We start from the raw sequence: 25,549 nt of genomic DNA on the forward strand, positions 1-25,549 counted from the left end.
CAGCACTCACCCCTGAGGATGGACCTGTCCTCCCCTGACCAGTTCACTCGCGTAGGGATCGCTCTTGACCTCCCGGGCCACCGGTACCGTCCCGTCCACCGACTTCCATCTGCACCGCCCCACCGATTCGACCAAGCTCGCGGAGCAGCGCCGCCCGGGCTTCAAGGACACCTTCAGCGCGCTGCGGGTCCGCAACTTCCGCCTCCTGGTCAGCGGCCTGCTGGTCAGTTCGACCGGCGGCTGGATCCAGCGCATCGCCCAGGACTGGCTGGTGCTCACGCTCACCGGCAGTGCCACCGCGGTCGGCATCACGACCGCCCTGCAGTTCCTCCCCACCCTCGTGCTCGGCCTGTACGGCGGCGTGATCGCGGACCGCTTCCCGAAGCGGAAGATCCTGCTGGTCACCCAGATCACGATGGGTACCTGTGCCGGCGTCCTCGCGCTGACCGCCTTCACCGGTCACGTCCAGGTCTGGCACGTCTACACGATGGCCTTCGTCCTCGGTCTGGCGACCGCGGTCGACAACCCGACCCGGCAGTCGTTCGTCACCGAGCTCGTCCCGCGGGACACGGTCCGGAACGCGATCAGCATGGTGTCGTCGACGTTCCAGCTCGGCAGCCTGATCGGCCCGGCGCTCGGCGGCGTCCTGCTCGGCACGATCGGCGCGGGCTGGTCGTTCGCGCTCAACGGGCTGACGTTCTTCGCGTCGATCACCGCACTGCTGCGGATGCGCGAGAGCGAGATGCCCGGGTTCCACGCCGCACGCAAGGCCAGCGCGGGCATGCGGATCCGGGACGGGCTGCGCGACGGCGTCCGGTACGCGTTCCACGAGCCTGCCGTCCGGTGGGCGATCGCGCTGGTCGGCATCTACGGGATGTTCTGCATCAGCCTGCCGGTGACGCTGACCGCGTTCGCCGACCGGGTCTTCCAGACCGGCGCCTCGGGGTACGGCGTGCTGAACTCGGTCGTCGCGTTCGGCGCCCTCGGCGGCGCGCTGCTCTCCGCCCGCCGGGTCCGGCCGAGCCGGCTGCGCAACCTGATCGGGATCGCCTGCCTGCTCACGGTCACCGAGGTGCTGGCCGCGATCCAGCCGTCACTGTGGACGTTCATCCCGGTGCTGGCGTCGATGGGTATGGCGACGCTGATGTTCCTGACCGCGGCCCAGTCGATGGTCCAGCTGACCACCCCGGACGGGCTGCGCGGCCGGGTGTCCGGGATCTACAACCTGGTCTTCATCGGGGGCGGCGCGATCGGCGGCCCGCTGGTCGGCTACCTGGCCCAGCACTTCGGCGCCCGCGCGGCGCTGATGATCGCCGGTCTGGTCCCGGCGGTTGCGACGGTCCTGATCGGCCTCCGGCTACGGCGCGACGGCCGGCTCCGGCTGGTCCTGGTCCGGACCCGGTCCCCGTGGCACCAGGTCCCGATCCGGCTCAACCTCCAGCAGACCGAGATCCAGCTGGCCGCACCGACCAGCACCCCGATCACCCGCACCTCCCGCCCCTTCGTCCTCGGCCGCCGGCAGCACGCGCGCATGGACTCGCACCTCCGTCCGGCACGCACCCGCCGCCGTCCACAGCACCACTAGAACACCTTGTGAACTCCTGGGGCAGGCGCCGGGCGGCTGCCTTCCACCTCGGCCCTGCCCCAGGTATCCCCTTACCGCGGCACCAGTGAGACGTTGTCCAGGCGTAGCCAGGTACCCGCGTCGACACCCCAGTAGCCCGCGAAGACGGTCGTCACCGTATTAGGGCCGGAACTGAAGTCGACGATGAGCTGCTTCCGCATGCCAGGCTCGTGGACCCACGACGGTCAAGACCTTGAACCCGTGGTGGAAAGGCTCGCGCCCCCGGCTGGATCATGGCCGGGGGCGCGAGTGCCGGCGGGCGGGCCGGCGTGGCGGCATCAGGGAGCGGTGATGACGCCGACCGGGAGCACCTTGACGGTGCGGTGGTGCTTGGTGCCGCCGAGGACGACCTGACGCAGCGCCACGTTGTTCTTCGTGCTCGACTCGAACAGGCGGCGCTCCGGGTTGGCGGTCACCTGGACGTAGTACGTGCCGTTCGCCAGATTGGTGATGTCGAAGGACTGGCCCGGCAGGGTCTGCTCGTAGGTGTCGCCGGAGCCGACGTCCAGCACCTCACGGACCGACAGCGACCCGTGGTCGCCGCACGCGGTGTGCAGGTCGGTGTTGTCCGGGTGCCAGTTCGCGTTCTTCACTGTGTAGTCGATGGAGTCCGTCGCGGCGAGACAGAACGCCTCCTTCTGACTGCGCACGACCTCGGTCTGCTTGGCGTTCAGCAGGCTGTAACGCGCGAAATCGGTGAAGTGCCAGTGGTTGTGACCGTCGCGGCCGTCCCACTCCATCGTCCCGGTCGTCTGATAGCCGACCTGCTTGCCCTGCGCGTTGTAGAAGTACTGGTACGCGTCCATCAGATCCTTGCCCTGCCGACGGAAGCCGTCCAGCACCAGGGGCGACGGGCCCGCGTTCCAGACGGTCGCGGAGAACTGCAGGAAGTCCTTGTTCGCATCCGGCGTACCCGCGTCGCCGGTCGCGACCTGGATCCCCCAGGCCGGCACCGCCCGCAGGTCCGGCTTCGGGCCGCGCGGCACGCCGGCCTTACCGGTCGGACGTGTCGCGTTCGGCGTCGGCGCTGCCCGGCCCGCCATCGCCTGCTTGGCTCCGGAACCTTCGGACTTCTGCACCGTCACATTCAGGGTCACCGCCGACTCCTTGGCGGGAATCTTGAAGAAGTCCCGGTAGGCCTTATTCACGGTGACCGTCGCCTTGTACTTGCCGACAGCAAGCTGTACCGGGTCGCCGCCGCCGTACGTCCGCGCGGACCAGCCGGTCTGCAGTCCCCAGACGGCCCCCTGCGTGAACGGATTCGCCGTACAGCTGTCCGGGTACGGCGAGGTCGCCGGCGCGTCCGGGCGGGTCCGCGAGCCGTCGCCGTTCAGGCAGATCCCCTGGTCCTGGTCGAGCACCTTCTTGCCCGCGGCGTTCGTCAGCGTGATGTGCAGGAACTTCCCGAGACCCGAGAAGTCCGTGACGAGCCCCTTCGGCAGCTTCCGGACCGGCATGCCGTGCACGTACTGCGTCGCGACCACCGGCGAGCTGTACGACGCCCGCGTCGCACGCACCTCGACCGGCGCGTTACCGGCCACCAGGTGGGTGCCGAGGTCCAGGTCGACACCGTAGTCCTCGGCGTTCTCCAGCGTGACATTGGTGCTTCCAGCAACCAGCTTCACCGGCGGCCGGTCAGCTGATGGTGCAGATGACGCCGCTGACGCACCGGCGGCCGCGAGTGCGACCAGTCCGGTCGCCCCGGCCGCGGCGACCGCCGTCCGGCCGAGTTTCCTTGCGTTCACGATGACGGAACCCCCTCCTCCTTCGGCCGGCATCCTCACGATTCGGCCTGTTGCTGGTACGACGACGCGGCGGCGGAGCGAAGTTGATGAAGGTTCCATGGCAGTCCTGTCACAGGAAGTGACCGGGCCTCAATACTTGACTGTGTAAATTAAGCCGTCCTAGGCTCGACGCCGTCCGCTCACGCCTCCCCCGGAGGACGTTCACATGTCCTTGAGACGCCGTACCGCAATCGTCCTGGCTGCCGTCGCCCTGGTGTCGACAGCAACCTTGACGACAACCGCCACCGCCCCCGCCGACGCTGTCCAGGAGCAGAAGCCGTCCTACCCCCAGATCGCCGCGAAGCCCTACATGGGCTGGAGCAGCTGGAGTCTGCAGTCGACCAACTACCCGGGCGTCAACCCCGACGGCCCCGGCAGCTTCATCAGCGAGAAAAACATCCTCACCCAGGCGAACGCCCTGGCGACCAAGCTCAAGCCGTACGGCTACGAGTACATCAACGTCGACGCCGGCTGGCAGGACGGCGGTGACGAGTACGGCCGCCCGGTCGCCAACCTCAAGCGGTTCCCGCGCGGCATGAAGGCCGTCGGCGACGACATCCACAAACTCGGGCTGAAGTTCGGCATCTACACCGTCGTCGGTCTCGGCAAGGACGTGTACCGCGACGGCAACACGCCGATCTACGACGCGCCCGGCTGCTTCACCCGCGACATCGTCTACCCGGACCTGCGCACCACCAACGGCTGGGACGCGGCCTACAAGATCGACTACGCGAGCCCGTGCGCGCAGAAGTACGCCGACTCGATCGCGAAGCTGTTCGCATCCTGGGGCGTGGACTTCATCAAGATGGACGGTGTCGGGCCCGGCTCCTGGAAGGGCGCGCCGGACGACCCGAACCACAACAACACCGAGGACGTCGAGGCCTGGTGGCGCGCGGTGCAGAACGCCGGCCGGCCGATGATGTACACGCTGTCCTGGTCGCTCAGCCACCGGTACGCCGACGTCTGGAAGCAGAACTCGAACGGCTGGCGGATCGACACCGACGTCGAGTGCTACTGCGACACGATCGTGACGTGGAACAGCTCGGTCAAGGCCCGCTGGTGGGACCTGCCGCAATGGATCGACGACGCCGGGCCGGGGCACTGGAACAACCTGGACGCGATCAACGTCGGCGTCGGCGCGATGGACGGCCTGACCGACGCCGAGCGCCAGTCCTACATGACGTTCTGGGCGATCAACTCGGCGCCGCTGTTCGCCGGTGACGACCTGACCAAGCTGGACGCGTACGGCCTGAAGCTGCTGACGAACCGCGAGGTCATCGCGATCAACCAGTCCGGCAATCCGGCGCGTCCGCTGGACCAGGACCAGCTGCAGCAGGTCTGGTACGCGCAGAACGCCGACGGCAGCACGACGGTCGCGCTGTTCAACCTGGCCGACTCGCCCGCGACGGTGACCGGCGACTTCGGCCGGCTCGGCCTCACCGGCAAGGCGACCGTTCGCGACATCTGGGCCGCTCAGAACACCCGCAACGTCGCCGGGTCGGTCAGCGCGAACCTGCCGGCGCACGGGTCGAAGCTCTACAAGATCACGCCGAACAACCTCGGCGCCGTCGGCAAGCCGGCCGATGTGACCGCGACCGATGTCAGCCGCACCACGGCCTCCCTCGCGTGGCGGCCGAGCGCCGGTGCGACGTCGTACCAGGTGTTTGCCAACGGCAAGCAGGTGGCGACCGCGTCGGGTATGAGCGCGGTGGTGTCCGGGCTGCAGCCGCAGACGCAGTACACCTTCACGGTGAAGGGTGTGCGAGGCAGCGCGACGTCCGAGGCGAGTGCGCCGATCACCCTGTCCACCTCGGCGTCCGGAGGGCCGGTGCGCTACGAGGCGGAGGCGCCGACCAGCACGCTGACCGGCGACGCGAGTGTCTCCGGCTGCACGTCGTGCTCGGGCGGCTCGAAGATCGGCAACATCGGCTACTCGTCGACGGTGACGCTGAACGGGATCACCGTGCCGGCCACGGGCACGTACTTGGTGAAGATCGCCTACACGGACGGTGACACCAGCCGGCAGAGCATGCTGACGGTGAACGGCACCGACAGCTACTGGGTGAACTACCACGGCCTCGGCGACAACGACTGGGGTACGCCGCAGGTCACCTACCTGCCGATGAAGCTGACGGCGGGCAGCAACTCCCTCAAGGTGAGCAACCCGAACGGCTACATCGCCGACATCGACTGGATCACGGTCTAGTCGTCCAGATCCGCGGGGCCGGCACCACCAGGGCCGGCCCCGCGCCCTCATCAGCGCGGCTCAGCGCTGCTCAGCGCGGCTCGACCGTGTAGCGGATCGTCTGGGCGACGATCTTCCCGTTCTCGATCAGGTACGAGTCGACGCCGTCGCGGACCCGGACCTGCGAGTCCTGGTAGCTCCACTCGAGCAGCCCCATCCGGCCGTCGACGGCGACATAGGTGTAGTCGAACGCCTTGTGCTCCGGCAGCTCACCGGCCAGCATCAGCGCCAGCTCCCGGACGCCGGCATGGCCCCGGAACGTGCCGCGGCTCATCAGGATCACGATGTCCTCGGACACGTTCCGGCGCAGATCCTCGGCCAGCACGTCCTCGAACGACGGGATCCCCACCCAGTTGTTCGCGATGTTCAGATGGTCGTCCAGCACCTCACGTGCCGAACGCCGACTCAGGTCCCCCACAATCCCTCCCCTGGCTCGCGGTAGGACTTCATGCTGCGACCGCCGGCCCCGGCCGCACAAGCTTTACTGGAACCATGAGCGCCTACCCCGAACCTCTGGTCCCGCCCGGCGGCACCGCGCCGGTTCCGCGACGGATCCGCGCGATGCTCGACGACCGCGTCGTCCTCGACACGACCGACGCGATCTACCTGTGGGAGTTCCCGCCGTACCCGCAGTACTACGTCCCGGTCGCGGACGTCGCCGCCGGCGTCCTCACCGACACCGGTGAGACGAAGGAGTTCAGCCACGGTGTGGCGCGCGTGCACACCGCCGGCTCCGGGCACGCCTGGGTGTACGACGAGGGCGTCGCGAAGGACCGCGTCCGGTTCCAATGGGACGCGCTGGACAGCTGGTTCGAGGAAGACGAGGAAGTCTTCGTCCATCCCAGGAACCCGTACGCCCGGGTGGACGCCGTCGTGTCGACGAGGCACATCCAGGTCGCCGCGGACAACCAGGTCCTCGCCGACTCGACCGCCGCGGTGATCGTGTTCGAGACCGGGCTACCGCCGAGGTACTACTTCCCGCGGACCTCCGTGAACTTCGAGCACCTGACGCCGACCGGCACCGTCACCGCCTGCCCGTACAAGGGCCGTACGTCGGCGTACTGGTCGACAGGGTCGGTTCCTGACGTGGCCTGGTCCTACGACTTCCCGACCGCGCCCCTGCTCCCGATCGCGAACCACGTCGCGTTCTTCAACGAGAACGTCGACATCACCATCGACGGCGTGCCGCAGGACCGTCCGATCACCCCGTTCTCGAACCCAGCTCAGCGACCAGCCGATGGAAATGTGAACACTCGGTGAAATCCGGAGCCGCACAGCTCAACGCGTGCTCGACCAGACGCTTCGACTCCTGAGCACGGCGGATCTGCTCGTCGAGCAGAGCGCTCTGCTCATCCAGCACCGCGCGACGTTCACTCCCGCTGGGAGCGTCGAGCATGCGGCGGATCTGCGCGAGTCCCAGGCCCGCGGCCTTCCCGCGCTGGATCACCACCACCCGCGCGATGTGCGAGTCGTCGTACTGCCGGCGACCCGCACGCCGTGCCGGACTGAGCAGGCCCTCGTCCTCCCAGTGGCGCAGGACGTGGGTGGCGAGCCCGAACCGGGCGGCGAGCTCGCCGATGGTCAGCATCAGATGCCCGCGGTGGTCGCGCCGTCCATGGTGATGATCGAGGCGGTCACGTAGCTGGCCCGCGGCGAGGCGAGGAAGACGGCGACGTCCGCGACCTCGGCCGGCTCGCCGGCGCGGCCCATCGGGATCTCACTCGTCATCTCGGCCAGCAGCTCGTCCTTCGGCCGGCCGGTGGCCCGGACCGCGGCCTCCAGACCTTCGTCGACACGCCCGGTGCGCGTCATGCCCGGGTTGATCACGTTCACCCGGACGCCCTGGCCCGCGTACGCCTTCGCGTAGCCGACCGACGCCAGCATCAGCGCCGCGTTGGCCGCGCCGCCGCCGATGTGCAACGGGTTCGCCGCGCGGCCGCCCTGGCCGACGATGTTCACGACCGCGCCGCTGCCCCGCTCGGCCATCCCGCGGATGACGGCCTCGGTCGCGTGCATGTACGTGAAGTACTTCGCGTCCATCGCCGCGTGCAGCGCCGCACTGTCCAGCTCGTCGACCGGCGTCCGCCGGGCCGCACCCGCGCAGTTGACCAGGATGTCCGGTACGCCGATCCGCTCGAACGCTTCCCGTGTCGCGCCGGGGTCGGTGAGATCGGCCGCCTCCGCCCGGAAGCTCAGCCCCTTGGCGGCGAGCTCCTCCTGCGCCTTCGCCAGGTTGCCGGCATCCCGCGAGATGCCGACGACCGTTGCTCCTTCACGTGCCAGCGCCTCGACACACGCCAGACCGATGCCCTTGCTCGCACCGGTGACCACCGCGGTCTTGCCCGAGAGTTGCAGGTCCACTCACTTCTCCTCGTACATCGATGTGCTGAGCAACAAATTGGCAGCTTCGCTTTTGTGGCCTTGATTCGTTCAGTACGATCGGTGACCAGATCGACACTCTTAGTTTCGACGCCTGATGCCCGAGCTGTTGCCCTGAGCACCGACGCCGGAGGACCACGTGCCGACCACGTCCCATTCCCCACCGACTTCCAGCGAACGCCTGTCCTGGAAGAACATTCTCCACCATGACCTCCCGGCCTCGCTGGTGGTCTTCCTGATCGCGATACCGCTGTCCCTGGGGATCGCCGCCGCGTCCGGCGCCCCACTCATCGCCGGCCTGGTGGCCGCCGTCGTCGGCGGCGTCGTCGCCGGCGCGCTCGGCGGCTCCCCACTCCAGGTCAGCGGCCCGGCCGCCGGCCTGACCGTGGTCGTCGCCGGCCTGATCGGCCAGTTCGGCTGGGCCGCGACCGCCGCCATCACCTGTGCGGCCGGTCTGCTGCAGATCGTTCTGGGCGTCACCCGCATCGGGCGGCTGGCGCTCTCCCTCTCCCCCGCCGTCGTGCACGGCATGCTCGCCGGGATCGGCGTCACGATCGCCGTCCAGCAGCTGCACGTCGTGCTCGGCGGCAGAGCGCAGAGCTCGTTGATCTCCAACGTGACCGCGCTTCCCGCGCAGCTGATCGCACACCACGGCCACTCGGTCGTGGCCGGCGTCCTCACGGTCGCGATCGTGCTCGCCTGGCCGCGCATCCCCAGGGTGAAAGTGATTCCGGCGCCACTCGTCGCGGTCGTCGCGGTCACCGCGCTGGCGGCCGTCGCGATGCCCGACGTGACCCGGGTCGACCTGCCGGACAACCCGTTGCAGAGTCTGGTGCTGCCCGCGATGCCGGCAGGTACGCCGCTCGAGATCGTCACGGCCGTGCTCACCGTCGCGCTGGTCGCCAGTGTCGAGTCGTTGCTGTCGGCCGTTGCCGTCGACAAGCTTCATCGCGGCCGGCGCAGCAACCTCGACCGCGAACTCATCGGCCAGGGCGCCGCGAACGCGGTGTCGGGCGCCCTCGGCGGGATGCCGGTGACCGGCGTGATCGTGCGCTCGTCGACCAACGTCGCGGCCGGCGCCCAGACCCGCGCGTCCGCGATCATGCACGGCCTGTGGATCGCGGCGTTCGTGCTCGCGGCGGGGTCGATGCTCGAACTGATCCCGATGGCCGCGCTCGCCGGCGTACTGCTCGTCACGGGCCTGCGCCTGGTGCAGCTGGCCCACATCCGCACGCTGCGCCGCCACGACGAACTCCTCGTGTACGTCGTGACAGCGCTCGGCGTAGGCATACTGGGGCTGGCCGAGGGCGTGCTGCTCGGACTGGTGCTCGCGCTCGCGCGGGTGCTGTACCGGCTCGCCCGCGCGACGGTGACCGCGACCGAGGCGGACGGCGTGTGGACCGTCCGGATCCGTGGCGCGCTGGTGTTCCTCGGCGTCGCGTCGCTGGTGCGGACCTTGCGGTCGATCCCGACCGGGGCGACGGTCCGGGTCGATCTCACGGTCGACCACCTGGACCACGCGGCGTCCGAGGCGATCGAGGACTGGCGGCGCGGGCACATCGCGCGCGGCGGCTCGGTCGAGGTGCACCGCGGCGGCGTCGCCCAGCAGCTGGACGACGTCCCGATCCGGGCGCTGCTGGCGAAGCTCGCGGCCGAGGGACAGCAGCCGGCGCATCTGTTCATCACCTGCGCCGACTCGCGGATCGTGCCGACGATGATCACGACCAGCGGCCCGGGAGACCAGTTCTGCGTACGGAACATCGGGAATCTCGTGCCGCCGAAGGGATCGAACAGCAGCTCCGTCGACGCCGCGATCGAGTACGCCGTCGACGTGCTCGGGGTGAAGTCGATCGTCGTCTGCGGCCACTCCTCCTGCGGCGCCGCGGCCGCCGCGCTCGCGGCCGACGTCCCCGAAGGGTCCGGGCTGCAGAACTGGTTGCGGCACCTGGAGCCGTCGGTCCGGCGGGCGCTCGTACTGCCGGAGATCGCGGACCCGGCGAGCGGCGTGAAGTTGTCGGCCGCGGACAAGCTGTCGGTGGCGAACGTCGCCGTCCAGCTGGAGAATCTGCGCAGCTTCGAGTGTGTCCGCCGGGCCGAGGCTCAGGGCCGGCTCGAGCTGATCGGGCTCTGGTTCGACATCGGCGCGGCGACGGCCCGGTCGGTGGTCGACCGCGCGCCGTTCCTCGTCCGCGCCGACGAGGAGCTGTCGAAGATCAGGAGCAGCGGGACGGCGAGCGCGATCGCCACCAACCCGTCCAGCCAGTAGTGGTTCGCGGTCACCACCACGACCGTGAACGTGAGCACCGGATGTGCGATCCACAGCCGGCGCCACCGTGACCGGGTCGTCCTGATCAGGAACACCGCCACCATGAACGCCCAGCCGACGTGCAGGCTCGGCATCGCGGCGAACTGGTTCGCCACCCCGGAGTGCGTGCTCGGTCCGTACACCGACTGACCGAGCAGAACACCCGTGTCCACCCAGCCCGGCATCATCCGCGGCGGGGCCAGCGGGAAGACCAGGTGACCGATCAGAGCCAGCCCGGTCAGCGACGCGAGCGCCCAGCGCGCCTTCCCGTACGCGGCCGGGCGGCGGATCATCAGCCACAGCAGCACCGCGGCGGTGAGCGGGAAGTGGACGCTCGCGTAGAACACGTTCGCGGCCCGGGCGAGGCCGTCGATCTCCAGCGCGTGGTGCTGGAGCGACGCCTCGCTCGGGAGGCCGAGCCACGCCTCCCAGCGGATCAGCTCCCGCGCGTGCCCGAACGCCGAGCCCGAGTGCTCGGCCGACAGGAACCGGCCGAGGTTGTAGACCCCGAAGAGGACGGCGAGCAGCCCGATCTCCCGCACGATCCGCCGGAGCCCGCCGTGCCGCCGATCCAGCTCCGGCAGTCCCGGTTGCCCGACCCGCTCCAGAGTCACCTGCGCCATGCCCGACCCCCAGCTCAAACCGAACGCTCATTCTCGATCCAAATTATCGCAAACTCCTGATAGTTACGAACAATATGAAGCAACTCACATCCGAGGGGAAATCCGATGGCGGGCGGCCGGTCGTGCGCGGAAGGATCGGCGGAATGGTGACCGTCTACCTTCGCTGGACCTGGCTGCGGGCGGTCCTGCACAACGGGTGGTGGTTGGTCACCAGCGTTTATCTGGTCGTCGACGCCGGGCTCTCCCCGGCCCAGCTGGTGCTGATCGGCTCCGTGCAGAGTGCGTTCGCGCTCCTCCTCGAGGTGCCGGCCGGCGTCGTCGCCGACACCATCAGCCGCAAGTGGTCCCTCGTCATCTCCCAGGTGCTGATGGGTACGGCGATGCTCGCGACCGGCCTGTCCGAGTCGTTCCCCGCGCTGCTCGCGACGCAGGTGCTGTGGGGAATCTCGTGGACGTTCGCCAGCGGGTCCGACGTCGCGCTGATCACCGACGAACTGGACGACCCGGGCCGCATCAACCTCGTCCTCGCACGGGCGGCCCGAGCCCAGCTGACCGGCGCGGCGACCGGGCTCGTCGGGCTCGGCCTGCTCGCCTGGGCGACCCGGCGGGACGTGACGATCGTGATCGCGGGCGCGGCGATGATGGCGCTGGCCCTGTACGTCGGCTTGCGTTTCACCGAGCACAACTTCGTCCCGACCCGGACCGCGCGCTGGTCGGCGTCCTGGGGCACGTTCCGCCGCGGCGTCACGCTGGTACGCCGAAGCCGTGCGATCCTGCTGATCTTCGCCGCGACCTTCCTCGTCAACGGCGCCTCCGATGCCGCCGGACGCCTGACCCAGAAGCAGCTTCTCGACCTGGGCATGCCGACCGCGCCGGACCCGGTCATCTGGTTCACCGCACTCGGCGTGGCCGGCCTGGTGGTCGGCGCCGTCGTCCTCCGGCTCGTCGCGAGGCGGCTCAACGGCACCCACGCGGGGATCGATTACGCACTGGCCGCCGTCGTCGGGGTGTTCGCGATGCTGCTGCTCGCGTTCGCCTGGGATCCGCTCGTCGGCGCAGTCGCCGTCGTTCTGCTGAACGGCATCGTCACACCGCTCACCCGGGTGATCAGCACGATCTGGGTCAACGCCCGTACGACCGCGGACGTCCGCGCCACCACGCACTCGTTCCTGGCCCAGCTCGAGTACCTGGGCGAGATCGTCTGCGGTCTCGCCGTCTCCGCGATCGCCGGGCTGACCACGCTCCCGCTCGCGCTCACCGCGTGCGCGGTCCTATTCGCCGCCACTGCCGTCCTGATGCGATCACCAGGTGATCGCCGCCTGGCCCGGGGTCGCGGACACGTGCAGTAGGACGTCGTCGGGTACGGCGTCGTACGGCGCGACGACGACGGGCAGGTCGAGGTCGTACAGCTCGGCGGCGACGAGGGCTCCGAGCGGGATGATTGGGTCCGGGCGCGCCAGGACGATCGCCGCAGGGGCGGTCCGGGCGCGGATCTGCTCGGCCAGCACGCTGGACGCGGAGCTGGAGCCGCGGCCGGACTCCATCAGCAGAATCCGGCCGGTGAGCACGGCGCCGCACTGCGGGTGATGCGCGTCGACGATGCGGCCCTGCTCGTCCGTGCCACCCCAGAAGGACAGCGGCGCGGTGAGGCGGATCGGCGTACCGGTCGCGCTGCCGGGGTGCAGGGTTCGGCCGTGGATCATCATGCGTCGAGCACCACGTGGCCGGCGCGGGCCGACGCCACACACTCGCTGAGCGAGCCTAGGATCGCGCGGACGTTGATGTTGCCGGGCGCGTAGTGCGCCCACTTGCCCGAGTTCGTCATCACGGTCTTCCAGGCGGGCGACAGGATCGCAGTGACATACGTGCAGGTGTCGACGACGACCGACACGCCCGCCGCCTCCAGCACCCGCAGTACGCCGTCCTCGGCCAGTCGGTTCCGTGTCGAGCGAGCGGTCGACACGTAGAACGGCAGCTTCAAAGGCAGGCCCACGACGAGATCGGCGAGGCGGACGCACTCGGCGTACGACGCGTGCGGCGTACCGACGCTCACCGCATCGAGCTCAGCGATGTCCGCCGACAGCTCCCGCCGGACACGTCGCAGTGTCTCCACGTCGACCACCCGGACCGGCAGGCCGTCGACCGAGGTCGGTGCCTCAGGAGTGACGCCGACCGCGTGGAACAACGCGACTCCCCCGGCCGACGCGGCCGCCGCGCCGAGAGCCTTCAGGTCGTCCTCACTCGCCTCGGGCGGAATCCCAAGCAGAACAGGGATCCCGGCTCCGACCACCGATCCGATGTGATGCCCCAGCAGCGGGTACGTCAGCTCGGTGAACTCACCCAGCGAGCGGCAGTCGAACACCACGGTTCCCCGCCGCGCCTCAGGCGTCTGCAACCCGGCGTACGGCGCTCGTCCGGTGATCGCCGCGCAGATGTCCAGGAAATCGCCGTACCGATCCGTCCGCGCGCCGAGCACCGAGTTCGCGAACACGATCGCGTTCGACTCCGCCCACGCGATGTGCTCGCCCGGTCCGGGCCGCTGCGGAAGCTGGTACGGCGCACAGGTGAAGCTCGGCGTACACCCGAGCTCGACGTACGCCGCCATCAGCTCCCGCCCCGTCGACGCGAGCGCCTGGTCGCGGACCAGGCCCGGATGGATGAGGTCCGTCGAGCCGACGTTCAGCGTGGTCGGGACGCGCACGCGGGCGCCCAGCTCGACCAGTCGATGCGCGAAGTCGAGGCTGACCTGACCGTGGTACAGGCACGAGTCGACGTGCGCCGACGTGATGCCGACCAGCCGCGGCGCGTCCGAGATCCGCGCCTGCCCGACGATCACCCGCATCGCCAGCGCGACGCCCTCCCCGACCCGGCCGCCGAGCATCGCTCGCTCCTCAGCGGTCAAGCGGAGAGTCGGCATACGTCGAACCTAGCGGACGCCCACCACTCACCAACCCGCCCGAAGCGGGCTGCGCCACGCTCGTCCAGGCGGGCGGGGCGCCGTTGGCGGGAGGTTGGTGAGTGCCCGACGTCCGCCTCCTAGACGGTCCGTCGGCGCGACGCCACAAGCTGGCCGGCGTCGTAGCCGTCCGCGCGGAGCAGCTGGCCGTGGTTCACCTCGAGGATGTCGATGCTCACCGGGCCGGTCAGGTCCTCGGAGCTGATCGGCCGGTCGTCGACGTACAGGTCGACCCGGTCGATGCCCTGGGCATCGATCGCGACGGTGAGCGTCGTGCCGCTGAACGAGGTCTCCAGGTCCAGCCGCCGGACCGGCTGCGCGGCGAGCAGCTCACCGGCCCGGTTCAGCAGGTCGACGTTGCCCTCGAGCAGGTCGTCCCGGGTCATCTTGTGGGTCTCCTGCGGCTTGACGCCGAGGTCCTCGACCGGCGTTCCGGCCAGCTTGCCGACCCGCAGGGTGCGCCGGATCGCGACCCGCAGGTTCGCGCCGTTCGGCAGCGCGACGTACGGCGAGGTCTCGTCGGGCGGTGGCGGCTCGTTCAGCAGCGTGGCGAGCAGGCCGTGCGTCCAGACGTTCGCGCCGCCGGCGCCGGTGTTGTCGTCGACGCCGAGGATGGTGCCGATCTCGTGGTCGGCGAACCCGGCCGCGAAGATGTCGGTGGCCGAGTAGACCCGGGCGTCGGTGATCAGCACCACCGGCCCGAGATAGGTCTGCCCGATGTCGTTCGCGCCGTCCTCGGGGGTGATCGGCTTCGCCGCCGAGAACTGCGCGCCGGTCTCGATCGCCAGGTCGAGCGAGTCGAACCACGGGCCGAGGTCGATGCCCGCCGGGTTGTCCCGGTGCCGGCGGCAGAGCCGCAGGTTCAGCGGCGTGCTGACGAACTGCACCGGCTCCGGCGCGATCCGCCGCGGCGTCATCGTCTGCAGGGTGAACTCGCTGGCGAAGATGTGCCCGCCGCCGTTGTCCCGGACGTCCACGATCAGGCCGTTCTGCGGCAGCGCCGCGGCCAGCCGGACGAACTCGTCGCGGAACGCCACCGGATCCTGGACGCTGAACGTGAAGATCCGCAGGTGCCCGAAGGTCCCGGACGGCGTGACCACCTCGCGGGCCCGGAACACCCCGGGCATCGTGGTCGGCACGTCCGCACCGGCGACCGCCGCCGGGGCGGCCAGCTCGGCCGAACTGCGGCCGCGTTCGAGCTCGACGACCTCGCGGACGTACAGCGCCTTCTTCGCGCGGGCCTTCTCGTCGGAGTCGAGGTCGAGCCCCATCGACGCCGACGCCACGCTGATCGCGTCCAGGTCGGTCATCGGCGGCAGGTTCGTGGCGACCTTCCACTGCTCGCGCAGTTCCTGCTTCGACCCGTCGAGGCCGAGGTAGGTCAGTGTCACCCAGTCCTCGTCCGGCGGCGATTGGATGACGAGCGGCCGCAGCGTCAGCGACTCCAGTCCGCGGGCCAGGTTCGCGGCGTCGTTGCTCCCGGCGAAGACGGCGCCGTTCAGCGCGACGGCGCGCGCGATCGGCGTACCGTTCCAGTGCGTCACCTCGGCGCCGGGGCCGAACTGCGGCGCCTGGTAGCCGGTGACGGTCCGGGTGATCAGGTAGTGCTCGTCACCGGCGGCGTCGTAGCACTTCTCGATCATGAATGGCAGGAACGCGATCTTCCCGGCGAACGGGACCGGCAGCAGGTAGTTGGTGTGCAGGTCGCGGACCGAGTGGAAGATGCTCGACATCTCGCGATGGAACAACCACTCCTCCCCCATCGTGTCCGGCGTCAGCCGCGCCATCCGGGCGCGCATCACGCGCAGCCGCTGCAGCGGGTTCACGGCGTGCATCGCGACCTTCAGCGGCAGGTGGACGTAGTTCTCGCTCAGCAGCAGAAGGGCCTGGTCCACGAGGAGTCTGCGCTGGTCGAGTGTCAGGGTGCCGGCCGAGTCGAGGAAGTCGCCGAGCGGAACGGCGGCCGCCGCGGCTGCCTGCGCACCTTGGGTCTTCGCTGCCTGGGTCTTCGCTGCCCGGGTCTTCGCTGCCATGCCTTTGGCTGTAGTGGTCTTGGCGGCGGTGGCTCTCGCTGCAGTTGATTTGGTGGCGGTGGTTTTCGCGGCAGTGGTGGTCGCGGCCGTGGTCTTGACTGCGGTGGTCTTGCCGGCGGTCGTCCTGGTGGTTGTGGCGGCGGTGCGGCGGCGTGCGGTCGTTCGCTTGGCCGTGGTCGGCTTCGGTGTGCTCTTGATCGTGCGTGGCTGAGACATCTTCCCCCCAATGCGGCGGCACCTCCCCGGGCCGCGATCCTTCCACCGTGGTCCGCGGACCAGGCGATGTCAACGCCACGCCGTCCCGCCGGGCAGGCCACCGACTTGTCAATCATTATCGAGACATGCGGATCAGCCGTTTGTTCTTGACGGCCGCCCTCCTGATCGGCGTGTGTGTCCCCTCGCCGGCGCAGGCGGCGGCGACCTTTCCACGCATCGACGCGAGCGGATTCCAGCTCGTCTCGGGCGACACGTTCGCGACGTACGCCGCGCGCATCGCCCAACTCGAGACCAAGCCGCAGCTCGCGCCGGTCGGCGTCACCGAGGTGCTCGCCGCGTCCAACCGCACCGGCCGCCAACTATGCCATCCGACGTACCTGAACGCGTCCCTCGACCCGCAAGGCTTCTGCTGGCAGGACGGCGAGGACGACGACGAGAACGTCTGGATCCCCCAGGGCGTGAGCGGATCCGGCGACGCGCAACCGGCCGGCGGGGCGCGCCGGGTCGTCGTCGCGACCTGGCACAACAGCGACGACTCGGCGATCCGGGTGTCGTTCCTGGACCTGGCGACGCTCAAGTACCGGCATGTGCTGCTGGTCGAGCCGACGGCGGACGGGAACTTCCAGGCGATCGCCGGGCACGGACACGGGCTGTTCTGGTCCGGCACCATGCTCGTCGTGGCGACCGGCGGATCGGTCCTGCGGGTGTTCGACCTGCGGCACATCTGGCGGACCGACACCGGCACCGGCGAGGTCGGACTAGGTGCCGACGGCAAGTATCACGCGCGCTGGCACGCGTTCGCGCTGCCGCAGACCGGCGCCTACTGGTACGCCGGCGGCGGCTGCGCGAACACGACCGGGACCAAGCCGTGCTTCGCGTCGCTCGGGATCGACCACGGCGGGAGCGGATCGTTCGTCGCGGTCGAGCACACCGAGCGCGGCGGCGGCCGGATCGTGCGCTGGCCGCTCGACGAGTCGTCCGGGCTGCCGCGGGCGGGATCGGACGGCGCCGTCCACGCGGTCGAGGCCTTCAACTCGCCGGTGTGGGGTATGCAGGGCGCGACGTCGTACGACAACAACTTCGTGATCACCGGCGTGTGCCCGGAGTACGCCGGGAACATCGGGGACGGGATCGACTACCCGAGCTGCCTGCATCGCGGCGTCGGCGGGGACTCGACAACGGTCTGGACCAAAGCGCCGAAGAACACCGAGAACCTGTCGTACTGGCCGGCGACCGGTGAGCTGTGGCTGATCAGCGAGCAACTGCGGGAACGCGTGACGGTGCACATCCCCTTTCCCTAGCGGTCGACCACCCGCCTGCAAGGATGGGCGGGTGAAGGAGTTCTGGGACAACATCACGTCGGTTCAGCCGGAGCCGTCACTGCGACTGGTCATCGGTACGGGCGTCGTCGCGCTGCTGCTGATCGCGTGGCGCCCGATCTGGAAGTACACGCGGCAGGTCGTCACGATCGCGCACGAGGGCGCCCACGGACTGATCGCCGCGCTGGTCGGTCGCAAGCTGTCCGGGATCCGCCTGCACTCGGACACGTCCGGGGTCACGGTGTCGCGCGGCAAGCCGACCGGCGGCGGCATGATCGCCGTACTGCTGGCCGGCTACCCCGGCCCCGCGCTCTTCGGTCTGGCCGCGGCGTTCGTCCTCAGCCGCGGGTACGCCGTCGCCCTGCTGTGGGGACTGCTGGCGGCGCTGGTGATCCTGCTGCTCCAGATCCGCAACCTGTTCGGGTTGTGGTCGGTGCTGGTGTTCGGCGGCTTGGTGTTCAGCGTGTCGTGGTGGGGCTCGCCGTCGGTGCAGTCCGCGTTCGCGCATCTGCTCACCTGGTTCCTGCTGCTGGCCGCGCCGCGTGCCGTGCTGGAGTTGCAGTACTCGCGGCGACGCGGCCAGGGGCGCAGCTCCGACGCGGATCAGCTCCGGCGCCTCACCGGCGTACCGGCGTTGATGTGGGTCGGAGTCTTCGGGCTGGTCACGCTGGCGTGTCTGGCGCTCGGCGTGGTCTGGTCCGGGGTGCTCCCGAGCTAGACCGGCGGCAGGGTGACGCCGAAGCCGGTCACGGCCAGCCGCAGGAGTACCTGACCCGGCCGGAGCAGATCGGCAACCTTCGCCGCGCTCAGCACCTCCAGCTCACCCAACCGTGTCTCGTAGGTTCCTTGGACGCGAGCGTGCTGCAGCTCGACCGTGTTGTGCCAGACCTTCTGGCGGGACTCGCGCAGGAAACGTCGTGACGCGAGCCGGTTGAGCGGTGTGAGGACCCGGTCGACCAGACTGCGCGGCCCGGTCGCCGCGAGTTCGCCGTCCTCCGCCGCGACCCGCTCGGCGAGGACTCCGTCGATCCGCTCGTGATCACGCCGGCGCCGGTCCATCAACCGCGGATCCAGGAAGTCGTCGTCGCTGATCACCGCGAGCAGTGCCTGCGGCAGGTCGTAGTTCACGTGCGCGTTGATGCCGAGCAGCACGTGCGCCAGCGCCGGCAGATCAGGCGGCGCGTCGAAGGCCAGGCGCCAGGGTCGCGGCACGCTGACGGTCCCGCCATCCGCCCGGACAGCCAGGTCGGCGTCGTGCGCCTGCAGGTACAGCTCGGCGAACCGGACGTCCCAGACCTCGACCCATTCAGGGTCTTCGAACCGCGCCTGATCGATCGCCCGGCCCACCGCCTCGGTCGTCCGCAGGTACGTTCCGAGGAAGTGCCGGCGAGCGGCCGGCTCGTCCGGCAACGCGTCGAGCCGCTGCCGCATCCGCGCCACGACGTCGGCGATCGGACTAGCATCGGTCATCGGATGTCCTCAGGGGGGAACATGCGCACCAGTCCACTGTCCTTTGATCCGGTGGTGGTCGGCAACCGCGAGACGGACGCCTGGGCCGCGTACTACCGGCACGAGTGGGGCCGGTTCCTGGTGGCCGCGGTCGGCATGGTGGCCGCCGGGTTCGGCATGCCGCCGCTGCGGACACTCGCCGCAGCCTGGTATGTACTGCGCGCCAACCAGGTGTGGTCGCCGTACCCGGACAACCAGCCGGACGCGGCCCGCGCGTACATGCGCCGCTTCTACGAACTCGTTGCCCTGTCCGGCACGCTGTCGCTGGAGCCGGTCGAGGCCGCGCGCCTGGAAGTCGAGTGGTGGCGCGTGCATCGCGCGCACCAGCACGACCAGAACGTCACCCGGGAGCAGATCGTCGACGCCCTCGCCGAGCTGTACGCCTACGTGTTCTGCGTCGAGCGGGACACCGTGCGGCACGCGGCGCGGAAGCGGGTCGAGGCGATGGCCCTGTCGGACCAGTGGGTCCGGGCCGGGCGTCATCGCGACGACCCGCTGCTCGCGAGCGAGCGGCGTGCGCTGGTCGCCTCGTACTCCGCGCTGCGTGCCGCGGTCGAGCGCTAGGCGCGTCCGCCGCCGATCGGGCGGTCGCGTTGTGCGACGCCGGGGCCGCCGTACGGATAGTCCGCCGCGCCCGGGTCGCTGGCCTCGTCGAGCTTCGCGGTCTCCTCCGCGGTCAGGTGCAGGTCCGCGGCCGCGAGGTTGTCGTCGAGCTGGTCCATGGTGCGGGCGCCGAGGATCACCGACGTGACCGCGGGCCGGTCGACCAGCCAGGCGAGAGCGACCTGCGCCATCGAGATACCGCGGGCCCCGGCGATCTCGCGGACCGCGTCGACCACGTCGCGGACCCGCTGGTTGCGGCTGCGCCGGTACCAGGACTCGACGCCGCGGTCCGGGTTCTCGCCGAGTCGCGTCGCGCCGGCCGGCTCCTCGTCGAACGAGTACTTCCCGGTCAGCCAGCCGCCGCCGAGCGGCGACCACGGCAGCAGGCCGAGCCCGTTGTCCTGCGCGGCCGGCACGATCTCCCACTCGATCTCGCGGACCAGCAGGTTGTACTGCGGCTGCAGCGTGACGAGCCGCGACCACCCGCGATGCGCGATCAGGTCGCACGCCTTCTGCAGCTGCCATCCGGTGAAGTTCGACAGACCGCCGTACGAGATCTTGCCCGCCCGGACGGCGTCCTCGAGGAAGCTGAGCGTCTCGTCGAGCGGCGTGATCGGGTCCCACGCGTGCAGCTGGTACAGGTCGACGTGGTCGACACCGAGCCTGCGCAGCGACGCCTCCAGCGCCTGGCGGAGGTGCCGGCGGGACGTACCGACGTCGTTCGGCCCGTCACCGGTCGGGAACCGGCCCTTCGTCGCGAGCACGACGTCGCCGCTCTTCTTCGCCAGCCAGCGGCCGATGATCTCCTCGGAGACCCCCGCGTTGTACACGTCGGCGGTGTCGACGAAGTTGCCGCCCGCCCCGACGTACCGGTCCAGCTGCGCGTGCGCCCCGGTCTCGTCGGTCTCGTTGCCGAACGTCATGGTGCCGAGCGCATACGTCGAAACGACGGCGCCGCTGGTGCCGAGAGTGCGATATTCCACGATTGCTCCCTCTCATCGAACTGTCTGAGGCGAAGACTACGGTGGCGGGTATGAAGACAAGTGAACTACTCCTCGACGCACACAGCCGGGTGCAGGAGGTGCTGCACGACGTCGTGGGTGGGCTGGACGACAAGACGCTCGCGACGCGGCCGGGTGACTCGGCGAACTCGATCGCCTGGCTGGTCTGGCATCTGACCCGGGTGCAGGACGACCACCTGGCGGACGCGGGTGGGTATGAGCAGGTCTACACCGCCGACGGGTGGTTCGAGCGGCTCGGATTGCCGTTCGACGCGGCCGACACCGGGTACGGGCACGGCTCCGAGCAGGTCGGGCTGGTGCAGCTCTCGGCGGACCAGCTGCTCGGGTACTACGACGCCGTGCACGCGCGGACCGCGGAGTTCCTGCGCACCGTCACCGACGAAGGTCTGGACCGGATCGTCGACCGCCGGTGGAATCCGCCGGTCACGCTCGGCGTGCGACTGGTCAGCGTCATCGACGACTGCGCGCAGCACTCGGGTCAGGCGGCGTACGTGAAGGGTCTGCTCAGCTGAGAGTGGTCTGCCACAACGAGGCGCCGGCGATCAGATAGAGCTTGTGGTCCGGCATCAGCACGGCGTCGGTCACCAGACCCTGCGGTCCCTGCGTCTCCTGGACGGTCCACTGCCCGTCCTGGCCGGTGAGCACCTTGACCTTGTTGTCCTGAGCAACGACCTGGACGACCTTGCCGCCGTCGACGATCGGCGGCGGCAGCTTGTCCTTGTCCCCCACCGGCACCGACGGCACGCCCTGCAGCCGCTTCGCCGTCCCGGAGGCGTCCAGCTGCCAGATCGCGAGCTTGCCGTCGACGTACCCGGAGATGACGCAGTCCTTCGCGCAGGTCGCGGTGCTGGCCTGGCTGCGGTTGCCGGGCCCGGGCAGCGGGATCCGGGTCCAGCCCTGGTTGAACTTGGTGGACCGCCACACGGCGGCCTCCTGCGCGACGGTGTTGGGCGCGAGCCGGACCTGCGAGCCGACGAGCACGATGCTGTCGCCGAGCGTCGTACCGAAGCCGGGGCCGACCAGGAGCGACGACGTACTCTGCAGGGCCGTCTTCGTCGGGTCCTGCCGGGTCCACTTGCCGTCCTTCTGCGGCAGCCAGACCATCGCGTCGTTGCCGGTCTCGACGCCGCCCCAGGTGCCGAGGAGCGCGCCGCCACTCGGGGTCAGGACGGCGCTGAACAGGTCGCCGGCGGTCTGGCCGCCGAACGTCCAGAAGTTCTGCGGATGCTCGACGAGCCCGGTCTGCGGTGTGCCGGTCCAGACCGTCCAGCGGGTGTTGGAGTGCGCACCACCGGAGGCACCACCGAGGGCGAGGAGCTGCTTGCCGTCGTACGCGATCGAGTACCAGATCGCCTCGAACGCATACGGGCTGGCCGGATTCGGCTTCACCGGGATCGACGTCCACTGGCCGTTCCGGAGGATGCGTGCTTCGGGCACGACCTTCGCTCCGCGATGCCGCAAACCCACCAACAGCTCGGTGCCGTGCGCAGCCAGGACGACGGGCTCCGCCTGGCCCACCTCCACCTTGGACAACGCCATCGGCGGCGGCGCCGCCGACTTCTCGTCCTTGCAGGCAGCTCCTGCCGCCATCAGCACTCCGGCCAGGATCGCGACCGCAGCGAGGCGCCGCATGTCAGCGGCTCTGCGGAAGCTTGGTGGTCCTCTTCCGCGCGATCCGCGGCGCGGACGGCGGTGGCACGACCGGGCCGATGTCGCCGTCCGGCGCGGTGTCCAGGTCGACGATCACCGGGGCGTGGTCGCTCGGGCCGGTGCCCTTGCGCGCCTTGCGGTCGATCCACGCGGCCTTGACCCGCTCAGCGACCGGAACGGTGGCCAGCATCAGGTCGATCCGCATGCCGAGGTCCTGGTGGAACATGCCGGCGCGGTAATCCCAGTAGCTGAAGATGCGGTTGTCCGGCCACCGGTCGCGGACGACGTCGTGCAGGTCCTTCGCGGCCATCAGGTCCGCGAGCGCCTGTCGCTCGGGCGCGGTCACGTGCGTCTCGCCGACATACGCCGCCGGGTCGAACACGTCGGCGTCGGTCGGCGCGATGTTCATGTCACCGCAGACGATCTGATCGGCCGGACCGCCGGCGACGACCTCGGTCAGCGCCGCGAGCCAGGCGAGTTTGTACTGGTAGTGGTCGGAGTCCACCACGCGGCCGTTGGGAACGTAGAGCGAGTGGATGCGGACACCGCCGCACGTCGCCGCGACCGCGCGGGCCTCGGGGTTCGGGAAGCCGGGCGCGCCGGCGACGCCGGTCACCACGTCCTCGAGGCCGACCTTGGACAGCAGGGCGACACCGTTCCACTGGAGCTCGCCGTACAGGCCGATCTCGTAGCCGCGGCCGGTCAGCTCGTCACCGAGCAGCTTCGTGAATGCGTCGTCCGCGAGCTTCGTCTCCTGCAGGCACACGACGTCCGGCTGCCGCTCGTCGAGCCAGTCCAGCAGCCGCGGCATCCGCTGCTTGACCGAGTTCACATTCCACGTGGCGACTCGCATCCGACCAAGGTAGCGCCCGCCGGGGACAACGTCAGCCGAGCTTCGGCGCCCTCCAGACGAGAGTGTTCAGCAGGTCGGTCCCGGGACGTTCGACGCTGTTGTTGTGGCGTGGCTTGTCCTTGCGTCCCCACGCGTCGTCGCCGAGCCACGGCGGTACGCCGAACGGCAGGTCCCGCGGCGGGATCGGCCTGTAGTCGGACTCGCTGAACTTCGGGCCGTAGTTGGGTACGCCGTTGTCGCCGTCCGGGTCCGGAGTGACGATCACGCGCAGGTCCGAGACAGCCTCACGCCAGCTGTCGACCAGCGCCTTGGCGTTGCGGCTCGACGGATGCGGCACCTGGAACGCCGGGACGTCCGGCTTGTCGTCCCACAGTTGCACCGCCGCGCGGGCCTGGGTGCCGAACGCGACGATCGCCTGCAGTTGCGGGCCGATGATCAGATCCAGCAGCGTGTTGCGCCAGCCGAGCTGGTCAGGCCGTGACAGCAACGGTGCCGCCTGCTGGGCGCGGGACGGCCTCAACGCGTACGCATACGCGTTGACGAGCGCGTAGCTGTGGGTCAGGCCGAGCTTGTGCAGGAAGCCCTGCACGCGTTGCCCGGCGTCGCCGACCAGCGTGCGGCCGGCGATCCGTTCGGTCGGCCCGGGATCGGACGCGATCGCGAGCAGCCGGGCCGTGCGGTTCAGCCGGCCGCGGTAGAAGACGGGCCCCCAGTCGTACCAGAACAATTCCCGGAAATCGGCGTAGCTCGGCAGTTTCGCCAGGTGCCGCGCCACGGTGGCCGGCGGACCCGGATCGAATTCCCCCATCGAACAAACCTCCCCCTCGGCGATACGCTCATGTTCAGGGGCGGCACGGGGAATTCTACGGGAGGGTGGGCGATGTTCGTACTGCGTGGAACCGTGGTGACGATGCGACCGGACGGGACAGTTCTTTCCGGCGGCGCGGTGTACGTCGGGGACGACGGCCTGATCGCGGCGGTCACGCCGTCGGACCCGGAGCCGGCCGGTTTCGGGAATGCGCCGCGGATCACCGCGGGCGGATTGATCTGCCCGGGGTTGATCGATCTGCACAATCACTTGATGTACAACAGTCTGCCCTTGTGGACGGAGCCTTCGCGCACCGTTCCGTGGACCTCGCACAACCAGTGGGGCCGCGCACCGACGTACAGCGCTCAGATCAGCCAGCCGGCCAGGTTGCTCGGCGCCACCGCGGGCCGGGCGCTGCTCCGGTACGTCGAGACGCGGGCGATCGTCGGCGGTACGACGTCGATCCAGGGGAACCCGCGCGGCGCCGTACCGCCGGACAACGACCTGATCCGCAACATCGACTCCGAGAAACTCGGCACCCACGACGATTTCATCCGGGTCAGCACCCTGGTCGCCGACGACGCGGCCGCGCTGGCGCCGTATGTCGCCGCGGTGGCGGCGGGCCGCGGATTCATCGCGCATTCGGCCGAGGGATCGGATCCGAAACTCCGCTCGGAGTTCCGGCTGCTGGCCGATGCCGGGGTGGTGAAACCGCAACTGGTCGCGATTCACGGGGCTGCGCTGAATGCCGACGACTTCGCCGCGATGAAGGCCGGGAATTCGAGTCTGGTGTGGTCGCCGTTCTCGAACCTGTGGTTGTACGGGGCAACGGCGGACGTGAAAACTGCTCACTCCGCCGGGGTGCGATTGTGCCTGGGGTCGGACTGGGGTCCGTCCGGGACGCGAAATGTCCTGTGGGAGCTGAAGGTCGCGGACCTGTGGAACAAGAAACACCCGGTCTTCACCGACGAGGAACTGGTCCGGATGGTCACGTCGAATCCCGGTGACGCGTTGTCCGGGGTCTGGCCGCGCCCGATCGGCCGGCTCGAACGCGGCGCGCTCGCCGACCTGGTCGTCGTACGCCGGGCTGCCGGCGGCACGTACCGCAGCATCATCGAGGCGACCGAGCCCGACATCAGGCTGGTCGTTGTCGGCGGCCGTGCGCGCTACGGCCTCCGGTCTTTGATGACCCCGCTCGCCCCGACGGCGACGCCGATCCGGGTCGGACGGCTGTCCCGCGCGATCGACTACGGCGATCCGGCCGTGACCTGGAAGACCGTCGTCGCGGACCTGGAGAAGATCCGCAGCGACCCCGCCGGGGCCTCCGCGCGGGCCGCCGTCACCTTCGCTGCGCTCGCTGCAGACGGGGACGGCACGGCGCTGGCCGACTCGTTCGTGCTGTTGCCCGACATGCCGGCGCCCGAGGTCGGTGACGAGTTCAACCGCGCCGGCCCGCCGGAGCCGGTCACCATTCCGCCGCTGGAGCCGCTGACCACCGGCCCGGACTGGTTCGACACGGTCGACGCCAACCCGTTCCACGAGGGTCTGCTCAGCGGTCTGCGCGCCTATACATGAGACAAGAGGTCGGATCACTCGCCGGTTCGGGGTAGCGTCCCGCCA

Annotated in this window: 24 protein-coding genes and 1 pseudogene; 11 read left to right on the forward strand and 14 right to left on the reverse strand. The window is 69.8% G+C overall.

All coding sequences use genetic code 11. The features are described from left to right. The first annotated feature begins 64 nt into the window (after positions 1-64). Complete coding sequence (locus ABZW60_RS35910; RefSeq protein WP_355484609.1) at positions 65-1,585, forward strand: MFS transporter; 1,521 nt, start codon at positions 65-67, stop codon at positions 1,583-1,585. A 71-nt stretch (positions 1,586-1,656) separates the two neighbouring features. Here the strand turns inward: ABZW60_RS35910 and ABZW60_RS35915 are convergent, their stop codons facing one another. Continuing rightward, positions 1,657-1,785: a hypothetical protein gene (locus ABZW60_RS35915; protein WP_355484611.1), complete on the reverse strand. Its 129-nt coding sequence runs from the start codon at positions 1,783-1,785 to the stop codon at positions 1,657-1,659. Between the two features lie 117 nt (positions 1,786-1,902). Continuing rightward, entirely contained in the window at positions 1,903-3,369 is a 1,467-nt protein-coding gene (locus ABZW60_RS35920) for a lysyl oxidase family protein (RefSeq protein ID WP_355484613.1), read from the reverse strand. A gap of 205 nt (positions 3,370-3,574) precedes the next feature. Between ABZW60_RS35920 and ABZW60_RS35925 the strand changes: the two genes are divergently transcribed. Then, entirely contained in the window at positions 3,575-5,614 is a 2,040-nt protein-coding gene (locus ABZW60_RS35925) for a fibronectin type III domain-containing protein (protein ID WP_355484614.1), read from the forward strand. Between the two features lie 70 nt (positions 5,615-5,684). Here the strand turns inward: ABZW60_RS35925 and ABZW60_RS35930 are convergent, their stop codons facing one another. Then, entirely contained in the window at positions 5,685-6,071 is a 387-nt protein-coding gene (locus ABZW60_RS35930; protein ID WP_355484616.1) for a nuclear transport factor 2 family protein, read from the reverse strand. A gap of 74 nt (positions 6,072-6,145) precedes the next feature. Between ABZW60_RS35930 and ABZW60_RS35935 the strand changes: the two genes are divergently transcribed. Then, complete coding sequence (locus tag ABZW60_RS35935; protein ID WP_355484618.1) at positions 6,146-6,913, forward strand: DUF427 domain-containing protein; 768 nt, start codon at positions 6,146-6,148, stop codon at positions 6,911-6,913. Here the strand turns inward: ABZW60_RS35935 and ABZW60_RS35940 are convergent. After that, positions 6,855-7,241: a MerR family transcriptional regulator gene (locus ABZW60_RS35940; RefSeq protein WP_355484620.1), complete on the reverse strand. Its 387-nt coding sequence runs from the start codon at positions 7,239-7,241 to the stop codon at positions 6,855-6,857. The two genes, ABZW60_RS35935 and ABZW60_RS35940, sit on opposite strands and share 59 nt — an antisense overlap. Beyond that, positions 7,241-8,014 carry an SDR family oxidoreductase gene (locus ABZW60_RS35945; protein WP_355484622.1) on the reverse strand — a complete coding sequence of 258 codons (774 nt, stop codon included), beginning with the start codon at positions 8,012-8,014 and terminating at the stop codon, positions 7,241-7,243. The genes ABZW60_RS35940 and ABZW60_RS35945 overlap by 1 nt, the downstream gene beginning before the upstream one ends. Positions 8,015-8,171: 157 nt before the next feature. On the opposite strand from ABZW60_RS35945, the pseudogene ABZW60_RS35950 reads away from it, so the two are divergent. Continuing rightward, positions 8,172-10,118 (forward strand): annotated as a pseudogene (locus ABZW60_RS35950) (SulP family inorganic anion transporter); the annotation flags it as partial. Positions 10,119-10,132: 14 nt separating this feature from the next. Here ABZW60_RS35950 and ABZW60_RS35955 read toward each other — a convergent pair. Then, positions 10,133-10,960 (reverse strand): phosphatase PAP2 family protein, encoded by an 828-nt coding sequence (locus ABZW60_RS35955; protein WP_355484624.1) that lies wholly within the window; start codon positions 10,958-10,960, stop codon positions 10,133-10,135. 143 nt (positions 10,961-11,103) lie between these two features. Between ABZW60_RS35955 and ABZW60_RS35960 the strand changes: the two genes are divergently transcribed. Then, entirely contained in the window at positions 11,104-12,309 is a 1,206-nt protein-coding gene (locus ABZW60_RS35960) for an MFS transporter (protein ID WP_355484626.1), read from the forward strand. Here ABZW60_RS35960 and ABZW60_RS35965 read toward each other — a convergent pair. The 3 genes from ABZW60_RS35965 to ABZW60_RS35975 all read right to left on the reverse strand — a co-directional run bounded on the left by ABZW60_RS35965 (position 12,262) and on the right by ABZW60_RS35975 (position 15,949). Next, positions 12,262-12,666, reverse strand: a complete 405-nt coding sequence (locus ABZW60_RS35965) for a DUF126 domain-containing protein (RefSeq protein WP_355484627.1) — start codon at positions 12,664-12,666, stop codon at positions 12,262-12,264. The genes ABZW60_RS35960 and ABZW60_RS35965 overlap by 48 nt on opposite strands. Next, complete coding sequence (locus tag ABZW60_RS35970) at positions 12,663-13,877, reverse strand: aconitase X catalytic domain-containing protein (protein ID WP_355484629.1); 1,215 nt, start codon at positions 13,875-13,877, stop codon at positions 12,663-12,665. Before ABZW60_RS35970 ends, ABZW60_RS35965 begins: the two co-directional genes overlap by 4 nt. A gap of 119 nt (positions 13,878-13,996) precedes the next feature. Continuing rightward, the gene (locus ABZW60_RS35975) at positions 13,997-15,949 is read right to left on the reverse strand and encodes a S41 family peptidase (RefSeq protein WP_355484631.1); all 1,953 of its coding nucleotides are present in this window, start codon (positions 15,947-15,949) and stop codon (positions 13,997-13,999) included. Positions 15,950-16,001: 52 nt separating this feature from the next. Here ABZW60_RS35975 and ABZW60_RS35980 point away from each other — a divergent pair, with 52 nt between their 5' ends. From ABZW60_RS35980 to ABZW60_RS35990, 3 genes are all read left to right on the forward strand, one after another. Next, positions 16,002-16,160: a hypothetical protein gene (locus ABZW60_RS35980; RefSeq protein ID WP_355484633.1), complete on the forward strand. Its 159-nt coding sequence runs from the start codon at positions 16,002-16,004 to the stop codon at positions 16,158-16,160. A 130-nt stretch (positions 16,161-16,290) separates the two neighbouring features. Continuing rightward, positions 16,291-17,466, forward strand: a complete 1,176-nt coding sequence (locus ABZW60_RS35985; protein WP_355484635.1) for a hypothetical protein — start codon at positions 16,291-16,293, stop codon at positions 17,464-17,466. A 31-nt stretch (positions 17,467-17,497) separates the two neighbouring features. Further along, entirely contained in the window at positions 17,498-18,202 is a 705-nt protein-coding gene (locus ABZW60_RS35990; RefSeq protein ID WP_355484636.1) for a M50 family metallopeptidase, read from the forward strand. Here ABZW60_RS35990 and ABZW60_RS35995 read toward each other — a convergent pair. After that, the gene (locus tag ABZW60_RS35995; RefSeq protein ID WP_355484638.1) at positions 18,199-18,954 is read right to left on the reverse strand and encodes a DUF5995 family protein; all 756 of its coding nucleotides are present in this window, start codon (positions 18,952-18,954) and stop codon (positions 18,199-18,201) included. The genes ABZW60_RS35990 and ABZW60_RS35995 overlap by 4 nt on opposite strands. Before the next feature lie 21 nt (positions 18,955-18,975). Between ABZW60_RS35995 and ABZW60_RS36000 the strand changes: the two genes are divergently transcribed. Further along, a complete protein-coding gene (locus tag ABZW60_RS36000) occupies positions 18,976-19,557 on the forward strand; it encodes a hypothetical protein (RefSeq protein ID WP_355484640.1) in 582 nt (193 codons plus the stop codon). On the opposite strand, the gene ABZW60_RS36005 is transcribed toward ABZW60_RS36000, so the two are convergent. Then, on the reverse strand, positions 19,554-20,579 hold the full coding sequence (locus tag ABZW60_RS36005) for an aldo/keto reductase (protein ID WP_355484642.1): 1,026 nt from the start codon (positions 20,577-20,579) through the stop codon (positions 19,554-19,556). The two genes, ABZW60_RS36000 and ABZW60_RS36005, sit on opposite strands and share 4 nt — an antisense overlap. Positions 20,580-20,629: 50 nt before the next feature. Here ABZW60_RS36005 and ABZW60_RS36010 point away from each other — a divergent pair, with 50 nt between their 5' ends. Next, on the forward strand, positions 20,630-21,130 hold the full coding sequence (locus ABZW60_RS36010) for a DUF664 domain-containing protein (RefSeq protein WP_355484644.1): 501 nt from the start codon (positions 20,630-20,632) through the stop codon (positions 21,128-21,130). Here the strand turns inward: ABZW60_RS36010 and ABZW60_RS36015 are convergent. From ABZW60_RS36015 to ABZW60_RS36025, 3 genes are read right to left on the reverse strand one after another with little or no spacing between them, the layout of a single operon-like run. Next, on the reverse strand, positions 21,123-22,250 hold the full coding sequence (locus ABZW60_RS36015) for a hypothetical protein (protein WP_355484646.1): 1,128 nt from the start codon (positions 22,248-22,250) through the stop codon (positions 21,123-21,125). The genes ABZW60_RS36010 and ABZW60_RS36015 overlap by 8 nt on opposite strands. 1 nt (position 22,251) lies before the next feature. Further along, positions 22,252-23,121, reverse strand: a complete 870-nt coding sequence (locus tag ABZW60_RS36020) for an exodeoxyribonuclease III (protein ID WP_355484648.1) — start codon at positions 23,119-23,121, stop codon at positions 22,252-22,254. Positions 23,122-23,152: 31 nt separating this feature from the next. Further along, positions 23,153-23,929, reverse strand: a complete 777-nt coding sequence (locus ABZW60_RS36025; RefSeq protein ID WP_355484650.1) for a uracil-DNA glycosylase family protein — start codon at positions 23,927-23,929, stop codon at positions 23,153-23,155. A gap of 72 nt (positions 23,930-24,001) precedes the next feature. Here ABZW60_RS36025 and ABZW60_RS36030 point away from each other — a divergent pair, with 72 nt between their 5' ends. Continuing rightward, on the forward strand, positions 24,002-25,504 hold the full coding sequence (locus tag ABZW60_RS36030) for an amidohydrolase family protein (RefSeq protein WP_355484651.1): 1,503 nt from the start codon (positions 24,002-24,004) through the stop codon (positions 25,502-25,504). Positions 25,505-25,549 lie beyond the last annotated feature (45 nt).

Origin of the sequence: Kribbella sp. NPDC003557 (assembly GCF_040610805.1) — a bacterium.
Lineage (GTDB): Bacteria > Actinomycetota > Actinomycetes > Propionibacteriales > Kribbellaceae > Kribbella.

Excerpts from the sequence above, each read along its gene's own strand:
- ABZW60_RS35940 (WP_355484620.1), bottom strand. The coding sequence starts at position 7,241 with ATGCTGACCATCGGCGAGCTCGCCGCCCGGTTCGGGCTCGCCACCCAC.
- ABZW60_RS35935 (WP_355484618.1), top strand. The coding sequence starts at position 6,146 with ATGAGCGCCTACCCCGAACCTCTGGTCCCGCCCGGCGGCACCGCGCCG.
- ABZW60_RS36000 (WP_355484640.1), top strand. The coding sequence starts at position 18,976 with ATGCGCACCAGTCCACTGTCCTTTGATCCGGTGGTGGTCGGCAACCGC.
- ABZW60_RS35985 (WP_355484635.1), top strand. The coding sequence starts at position 16,291 with ATGCGGATCAGCCGTTTGTTCTTGACGGCCGCCCTCCTGATCGGCGTG.
- ABZW60_RS35975 (WP_355484631.1), bottom strand. The coding sequence starts at position 15,949 with ATGGCAGCGAAGACCCGGGCAGCGAAGACCCAGGCAGCGAAGACCCAA.
- ABZW60_RS35960 (WP_355484626.1), top strand. The coding sequence starts at position 11,104 with ATGGTGACCGTCTACCTTCGCTGGACCTGGCTGCGGGCGGTCCTGCAC.
- ABZW60_RS35970 (WP_355484629.1), bottom strand. The coding sequence starts at position 13,877 with ATGCCGACTCTCCGCTTGACCGCTGAGGAGCGAGCGATGCTCGGCGGC.
- ABZW60_RS35955 (WP_355484624.1), bottom strand. The coding sequence starts at position 10,960 with ATGGCGCAGGTGACTCTGGAGCGGGTCGGGCAACCGGGACTGCCGGAG.
- ABZW60_RS35925 (WP_355484614.1), top strand. The coding sequence starts at position 3,575 with ATGTCCTTGAGACGCCGTACCGCAATCGTCCTGGCTGCCGTCGCCCTG.
- ABZW60_RS36015 (WP_355484646.1), bottom strand. The coding sequence starts at position 22,250 with ATGCGGCGCCTCGCTGCGGTCGCGATCCTGGCCGGAGTGCTGATGGCG.
- ABZW60_RS36025 (WP_355484650.1), bottom strand. The coding sequence starts at position 23,929 with ATGGGGGAATTCGATCCGGGTCCGCCGGCCACCGTGGCGCGGCACCTG.
- ABZW60_RS35965 (WP_355484627.1), bottom strand. The coding sequence starts at position 12,666 with ATGATGATCCACGGCCGAACCCTGCACCCCGGCAGCGCGACCGGTACG.
- ABZW60_RS36020 (WP_355484648.1), bottom strand. The coding sequence starts at position 23,121 with ATGCGAGTCGCCACGTGGAATGTGAACTCGGTCAAGCAGCGGATGCCG.
- ABZW60_RS35995 (WP_355484638.1), bottom strand. The coding sequence starts at position 18,954 with ATGACCGATGCTAGTCCGATCGCCGACGTCGTGGCGCGGATGCGGCAG.
- ABZW60_RS36030 (WP_355484651.1), top strand. The coding sequence starts at position 24,002 with ATGTTCGTACTGCGTGGAACCGTGGTGACGATGCGACCGGACGGGACA.
- ABZW60_RS36010 (WP_355484644.1), top strand. The coding sequence starts at position 20,630 with ATGAAGACAAGTGAACTACTCCTCGACGCACACAGCCGGGTGCAGGAG.
- ABZW60_RS35915 (WP_355484611.1), bottom strand. The coding sequence starts at position 1,785 with ATGCGGAAGCAGCTCATCGTCGACTTCAGTTCCGGCCCTAATACGGTG.